Source organism: Mesorhizobium sp. M0040 (assembly GCF_040323505.1).
Lineage (GTDB): Bacteria > Pseudomonadota > Alphaproteobacteria > Rhizobiales > Rhizobiaceae > Mesorhizobium.
In genome coordinates this window covers 1-6,895 of sequence record NZ_JAMYVA010000100.1, presented here as the reverse complement: position 1 = coordinate 6,895, position 6,895 = coordinate 1, and the positions used below count along the sequence as shown (strand labels likewise).

Annotated in this window: 5 protein-coding genes and 1 pseudogene; 1 reads left to right on the top strand and 5 read right to left on the bottom strand. The window is 60.1% G+C overall.

Annotated features, from left to right (window positions below; genetic code table 11):
* On the top strand, window positions 1-318 hold a 318-nt coding region (locus tag NKJ91_RS32990; RefSeq protein ID WP_352458840.1), incomplete at its 5' end, for a hypothetical protein.
* Between the two features lie 78 nt (window positions 319-396).
* Here NKJ91_RS32990 and NKJ91_RS32985 read toward each other — a convergent pair.
* The 5 genes and pseudogenes from NKJ91_RS32985 to NKJ91_RS32965 all read right to left on the bottom strand — a co-directional run.
* Window positions 397-2,400, bottom strand: a complete 2,004-nt coding sequence (locus NKJ91_RS32985; RefSeq protein ID WP_352458839.1) for a class I tRNA ligase family protein — start codon at window positions 2,398-2,400, stop codon at window positions 397-399.
* A 338-nt stretch (window positions 2,401-2,738) separates the two neighbouring features.
* Window positions 2,739-3,518: a phytanoyl-CoA dioxygenase family protein gene (locus tag NKJ91_RS32980; RefSeq protein ID WP_352458838.1), complete on the bottom strand. Its 780-nt coding sequence runs from the start codon at window positions 3,516-3,518 to the stop codon at window positions 2,739-2,741.
* Window positions 3,519-4,021: 503 nt separating this feature from the next.
* Entirely contained in the window at window positions 4,022-5,326 is a 1,305-nt protein-coding gene (locus tag NKJ91_RS32975; protein WP_352458837.1) for a lysine N(6)-hydroxylase/L-ornithine N(5)-oxygenase family protein, read from the bottom strand.
* Window positions 5,327-5,522: 196 nt separating this feature from the next.
* The gene (locus NKJ91_RS32970) at window positions 5,523-5,762 is read right to left on the bottom strand and encodes a hypothetical protein (RefSeq protein ID WP_352458836.1); all 240 of its coding nucleotides are present in this window, start codon (window positions 5,760-5,762) and stop codon (window positions 5,523-5,525) included.
* Window positions 5,763-6,433: 671 nt separating this feature from the next.
* Window positions 6,434-6,895 (bottom strand): annotated as a pseudogene (locus NKJ91_RS32965) (oligopeptide/dipeptide ABC transporter ATP-binding protein); the annotation flags it as partial.

Below are 6,895 nucleotides of genomic sequence, written 5' to 3'. Positions count from 1 at the left end.
GCGCCGGCCGCCGTTCACTCCTCATGGGATCTAAAGCCGAAAGCCAATCAGCCGCGCCCGATCAGGCTGTGCAACCCCGACCAGCTCCGCCTGATCGGGCGCTCCAAGTCGTGCCTCTCACAAGCCTCAAACCGGGGTCCCTTTTACGCGAAAATATGGGGTCCCGATTCCACGGTCATTGACAGCAAGGGCTGGGAAGCGATCGGCCGAGCGGTCCTCGAAGGCGCGGGCCAGGGTGCCGACGATGCGTTGGTTCAGGTCCGCCAATCTGGTCTCTACCGTCTGATAGCGGCTTCGGTCGCCAGTGACAGCGAGTAAAGATATTTGGCATCATCGGCTTTGATTGCCGCGCAGATCTGGTCGAGATTGGGGTAGCTCACTGGTGCAGCTTTGGGCTCATAGTGCTTCCTCCTCATCGAGATGAGGATTGCCGGATTTGGCGTAGAACACCAACACGGGTCCGAGATCAAAGCGCGTCCCGGGCGCAAGGCGCTGGACGGACCGGGGCCATGTTTCGGTTGAGACGCCATCGATGCCTCGCGCCAGCGTTCTGGCGAATCGAGGCATCAGCGGGGCGAGTGTCTGTGCCAGGATCGCAGCAGCCGTCGTCTGAAGGGCGAGCGAAGTCCGGATGCGGGCGGGATAGAGACGTCGCGGCGCCGGATAGTCTTGCGCCTGACGGTAGATCACGCAATGGCGCACGAAATCGCAGACCTGCGCGGCCGCGCACCGGACCGAGAAGCCCTCGTCCGAATAGGTGCGCTCCATCGCTGCGCGATAGGTCTCTATCCGAGCAAAGAAGGCGCGGTCGGCCGGACTCCAGTCGCCTGCGTCGGGCACACTGCCACCAAAATCCTGCTTGATTTCCTGGTTCAACGCATCAAGCCAGTTCAGCCAAATCCCTTGGAACACCTCGTTCTCGGTGCGGCGCAGCGCGTCCAACGTGAAATCCGTCCGCTCACCTTCCGGGCGTGTCAGGCCCAAATGGAGGCGCACGACGTCGACTGTCTTTGGGCTCAGAACCTCCTTGCCCCAGACCGCATGGCGGCAGCTGGTTGAGAACTTCTTGCCGTCGAGCAGATAGAACTCGTTGACGTGATAGTGGATGCGTGGCGTCCAGTGGGAGAAGACCTCGGCGTAAAGAGCGGGGTAGAGTAGCGCGTGGTAGAACGAATTGTCGAAGCCGAAGAAATGGACAATCTGCCAGTCGTTGCCGGGCATCTCCGCCTTCCAGTCGCGACCCAGCGAGCGGCCGAGCGCCTGGATGTTGTAAAGAAAACCGAAGGCCATTTCCGGCCAGACCCAGATCACTTGCCCCGGGAACCCTTCGGCTGGCAGGCCCCAGGCCGAGGGGTGGGTAATGGGCACTGAAAAGTTGCCTCGTCGGCGTAGGCGCGCAAAGAGATCCAAGATCCGTAGCGGGACGCCCGACGCCCTTAGATGCCGGTCGATATTGTCGTAGCATCGGTCCATGGCAAGTTCCGGGCGGCGGACGGAGCCGACCAGCGGCGCCTCGGCAGACTGCCGTGACCGGGCTGCACCCAAGTCGTGGCAAAGGTTTGGGGCGCCGCATTCCTCGCAGATGTTCCCACCGGCGGAGCCGCCGCAATCGGGGCAGAGGCCGCTAACATCTGGTTCGTAAAGATAGTGGCCTGTCACAGCATCGAAAAGCGCAGGGCTCTGGCGCAGATCTACCGCCGTGCTGCTCAGAAGACTGCGGAAACACGCGGCTTGAAACTGGCCGTAACCGTCATCGCCCATTGTGGGTTGGAAGCTGTGGACGTCACAATCGAGAAGTGCAAGCGTGGCGCGAATCTCGTCGGCGTAGTAGCGCGCCACGTTTGCAGGCGTCGATTGATCGGCATCGGCGCGTGTCGTGACGTAGCTCTGGTTGTCATCGCTTCCAGTGAGGTGATATGCGTCGACTCCTTTCATGCGCAGGAAACGAGTATAGACGTCGGCGCCGAAATAGGGGCCAGAAAGATGCCCCAGATGCAGATCGCCATTTGGCGTTGGCGGCGTGGAGAAGACGAAGATCGGCCCGCGTGGAGCCGTGGTCTTTGCAGCGGCATCAAGGGCGGCCTCTCCGTCTCGCCAGTAGACATCGACGAAATCTAGGTCTTCGTTTCCGTCGTTGCGCAGCACATGCGCTTCAAAAGGGTGGAACAGAACGACATCGCCCGCCTCGACCGAGATTTCCCCAAGGTCGGTCCTGACCTTGCCCGATCCTGACAGGATCACGAAGGCCTCGGTTTCGTCGTGCCGATGGGGCTCGGATGTAACGCCCGGTACCACCCTACCGAACGAAAAACCCGTGCCGACGCTTCCCGTTCCAAGCGTGACCATGTCGATACCGAACGCCCGCGACAGTTCCGTTCGAGAAAACGTGTATTTGCGCATGACAACGAACCTAAGCTGTTGAAGCCGTGGGATCTTCGGCTGCCAACGCAACAGCCCCTTGTGCAAGTTGCGCAGAGAAGCGGCAGCCCAACCCGTTGGCGGCCTCGGCCAGAATAATGCGGCTCTGGGCCGCCAGGCGGGCGACGAGGGGGGCGCCAGTCGGGCTGTAGGCGTCATAGAAGACCGCCCTGCGACCACCTCCACAATCCACGTGCCGAAGCGTCGTAACGGGCTGCGGTCGATGCTCCGCGAGCCCGCAAATCAGAACGCCATACTCTCCGCGCATTTTTGAGCGGTCGATCAGTTTCGTGTGCATGCCTCCGCTTGGCTGCGTGAGCTCAATCGCGATAGAAAATGCCATTTGGGGGCTTGAGTTTGTCGAGATCGGCCACCTTGCCCTCGGGCGGGTTAAGGGCGCGCTTAAGCACGTTATATTCAGCGCGGGTCGGTCCACCGGTTGAAGCACGCTGGAACACCAAGTAGAGTGTCCGCCGCGAACGATTGCTTTTGTTCGGTCGTGAGTAGTGCGGTGCGTAATCGTCGAAGATGAAGATGTCGCCAGCCTTCCATACTACGGGTTCCCACGAGAACATTTCGGCGACTTGAGGATCGATCACCCCACCGGCATCCATGGGAAACACCCCCTTCTTGTGGTTGCCGGGGCTGAAGAAAAGCCCGCCGTTTTCCGGGTCGGAGTCGTCGATGCCTATGGCAACCACCGCATGGACCATCCGGTCGGGGAGTTTGTGTGGAATGTGATAAATGTCCTGATGCGGAAGATAGCCGCCGCTGTCGGGGTAGTGGAAAATCAGCAACTCCTTGAGCCTGCGCGAATCTTCGCCAAGCAAATCTTCGACCGCTGACTTTATGCTCTGATCTTCTAAGAGCAAACGACGCAATGGATCATGGAAGTCGAGAAAATTCTCGATCTTGGAGATGATCTTTCGATTGTCCGTCGTCTTCTCGAACCACATGAGCCATTTATCATCGCTGACATCCCAGCGTGACATCTCTTCGACAAAAGTAGAGATATCTTCCTGATCCGCTGGAGCGAAGAACCTTTCGAGCCTGACGTATCCGTCTTTCTGCCACTTTTCTCTTTGTGCATCAGTCAACATGCGAAAAGCCTCCTGTTGGAAAGACTGGTTGGTCGGACATCCCAATTAGGGCAGTCGGGCGCTGGTCAAGTTGCGGGTCCACGGAGACGGACTCACGTCATGTGGGACGGCGATGCTAAGTGCGTTCCGCTCCGGCGGATATTGTCCGCAGAAGCTCGGCGCGAGACTGCCTATATCAGGCTCACCCGGGTCCAGGGGTTCCGTAAACTGGGACGGATCAATCGCACCCGGTCCAGCCACGACACGCATCGCTAAAGGCCGGCACCATCCGCTGACCGCCGACCCAGCCATGGCCGCCAAGACCACGGCGCTTTTTCGAGTCAGCGACCTGGTACGGTCTTGACAACCGTAGGGGAAATGCACGCCCCCAGAATAATGCGATGCGCCGCTTGGTCCAAGGGCTTGTTCGGTCACGATGATTTCGGAGAAGCCTCCGGCCTTCGCCGCAGCGGAGACGGACATCATTCCTAGGATGCCACCGCCGATTATCAAAAGTCTACGAGTCATATCCCGCTGCCCATTTCTTCGGCTGCGGGGGCGGGCCAGCTCTCGATCGAGGTATGGCTGATGAAGCCAGGATGCTCGGGGTTCGCGCATGGCGCGCGCCCAAGAAGGCTATCGAGGATGCGGCGCGCGCGCCAGGCCAGCAGGCTTAGGTTCGGATCGGCCAGACCGCGCTGCCCGAGGCTCGCGTTTTGTACGAAGATGCGTCTGTCACGCGGTCCGTCCCAGCTCACCGAAAAATCCTCGCGAATAGCTAATTCATTGTCGATCTGCTCCAGCCGGTGCGCGATGGGTTCCAAGAAGTCTGGCACTGCGTTCTCGTAACCGGTGGCCAGGATGACGATGTCAGCCGTGACTTCTTCGACCTCGTCCATGCCGTGCTGCAGGGTCAGCCTGTGACCCGGTCCGGCGTTGATGCAGTGCGAGACGGTGCAGCCCGGCCGCAGTGTGATGTCGCGTCGGTTTGGCTCGACAAATGCGTGGCGGTACAGCGCCTGATAGATCGCGCGCAACGTGCTTTCCGAAATGCCGTCCGAGGCAAGCACGAAACGCCGCAGGAGCAGCTTACGCTGCGACTCGCTCATCGCCGCGAAACGATCCGAAAAGGAGGGCATGAACAACTCGTTTGTGAACGGGCTGTCGTCGAGAGGCAGGTAGTTCTCACGCTGCGAGACCCAAGTGATCGAGGCAGGCCGCCGTTCTTTCGGCAGGCCGACAAGGTGCAACATCACCTCGGCTCCCGACTGGCCTCCGCCAACCACGCAGACATGCTTTCTCCGCACCTCAGGATGGATGTGCAATAAAACAGATGAGTGGAACAGGTTGCGTCCAGTCCAGCCCTGAAACTGAGGCGGAATTTGCGCCTGCTTGCCAATGCCGACCACGACGTTTCCGGCGCCGAGAACCGCCTTATCCGTCCGCACCCGAAACTCGCCGTCAAAGCGGATTTCGTGCACGGTCTCGCCGCCACGGACAAGTGGGTTCCTGTGGAAGGCCCAGTTCAGATACTGCTCAAACTCAGCTCTGAACACAGCCTCGAACTGTGCGTTCAGGAAGTGGTACAGACGCCCGTTCTCGTACAGGTAGTTTACGAAAGTGTAGGCTGATCGCGGATTCACCAGCGTGACCAGATCCTTGAAGTGGCTCACCTGGAGCTCTGAGGAATCGAATGCGATGCCTGGATGCCAGCGGAAGTCGACCTGCCGATCCAGGAACAGTGCCCCTTGCCCAACTTGCTCGTGTATCTGACACGCAAGGCTCAAATTGGACGGCCCAGCACCGACTCCAACGCAAGATAACTCCACTTGCTTTCCTCCTATAGGTTTTTTCCCACTCGGCGGGTTGTTCGCGGCGAATATCGGCCATAGCGATTGGGCTCCCCCTCGCGGGCGTTTTCGAGCCCCGGTGCCGACCGGATTTGCGAGAATTGTCCTGCGCGTTCGGGTTGTCGAATATAGACCCGAGCATTCCAGCGCGGTGACAATCGACGGGTCATACCGGCTAGGTGGGGCAACGACGTATGTCCTTTCCGCCCGTCTGGATGCCGGCGTCGCCATCACGCGAGACGCTTTCCAGCCCATTCAGGTGTTTGAAGCCGGCGCAATCGCCCGCCTCAACCATGGCGCGCCGGCCTTTCGGCGGCTTGATGGCAGGCGAGAGCGCGGTCTTCACTGCGGCGGCGGCATTTTCAGTGCGCATGATCGTGGAGGAGGTCTCGCTGATGCGTTCGCAGAACCCCATGCATGGGCCGTGCCAGAGCAGGAAAACTTTATTAACAATGGGTTGGCGGATTTGCGATCCTGTCGGAAATCCGACATTGAGGGACGCCTACCGGCGGCGCCCGATTTGCACGTCGATGTCGCCTTTTTCCGAATAGCTAATCGGGCACCTCCTGCAGCAGAATACTTCTCTTATGGAGACCAGCACGACGTCTTCATGAACGGACAGTGCAGTCTCTGCCGGACAGATCGCGATGTGCCTCTCCCATCGAGGTCGGCAGTTGCAAGAGCTGCCAGACCTTCGCCCTATCGTGCCGTTGCACTGGCTCGATCCCGAAATCCTCCCAGGCCGCGATCATGAAGAGTGACGCACTGTTATGTCCGCCGCGAGGCCTCTCTCATGGGGAAGCAATTCTCTACGTTGGTGTCGGTCGTCTTGATTAGATGGTTCCGGATGGGCGCAGGCCCAGACCTAAGCGCATCAATGATTGCGCGATATGGACCTTCACCAACTGGATTGTCGAATCTCTGTAAAGATAGCGGGAAGACAATTGCGTTATGACCACTCTGCCGGTTCCAAAAGCACGTGTGCCATTCGGTCCCTGCGACTCAATCCAGGCGGAGGGATGAGGCCGCAAAGCATTTTTTTGCGCGCCCACCGGTGGGCCCAGGATGGAGCCATCGTAAACGCAGTTATTCGATGATCGCCGCCGCGGAGTCCTCAGGCTGTGCCGCGCCCGATACCGGCGACGTAGTGGTCGCCGCGAGGCTAACCGAGCGCAAACCGGGAAAACCTGCGTCCCGGGGCGGTTGCGCACAAGCCGGAGCACGCACATGACAGGCGACGACGCGGCCGTCTGGCATCGGTACCAAAGGCGGTACCTCGATGCGGCAACGTTCGACCGCCAGCGGGCAGCGCGGGTGGAATGCGCACCCTGTCGGCGGGTTGATCGGGCTTGGCACCTCGCCCTCCACGGGCGCGTCGGATCCGGCACCGGAGCCGCCGCGATCAGCGCCTCGGTGTAGGGATGGACTGGCTTGGCGAATAGCGTCTCGCAGGGCGCGAGTTCCACGATCCGTCCCAGATACATGACGGCGACGCGATGGGCGATATGCTCCACGACGCCGAGGTCATGCGAGATGAAGACGAAGGCG

Coding starts and splice junctions, on each gene's coding strand:
- NKJ91_RS32980 (WP_352458838.1), bottom strand. CDS start 3,518: ATGTTGACTGATGCACAAAGAGAAAAGTGGCAGAAAGACGGATACGTC.
- NKJ91_RS32970 (WP_352458836.1), bottom strand. CDS start 5,762: ATGGGGTTCTGCGAACGCATCAGCGAGACCTCCTCCACGATCATGCGC.
- NKJ91_RS32985 (WP_352458839.1), bottom strand. CDS start 2,400: ATGCGCAAATACACGTTTTCTCGAACGGAACTGTCGCGGGCGTTCGGT.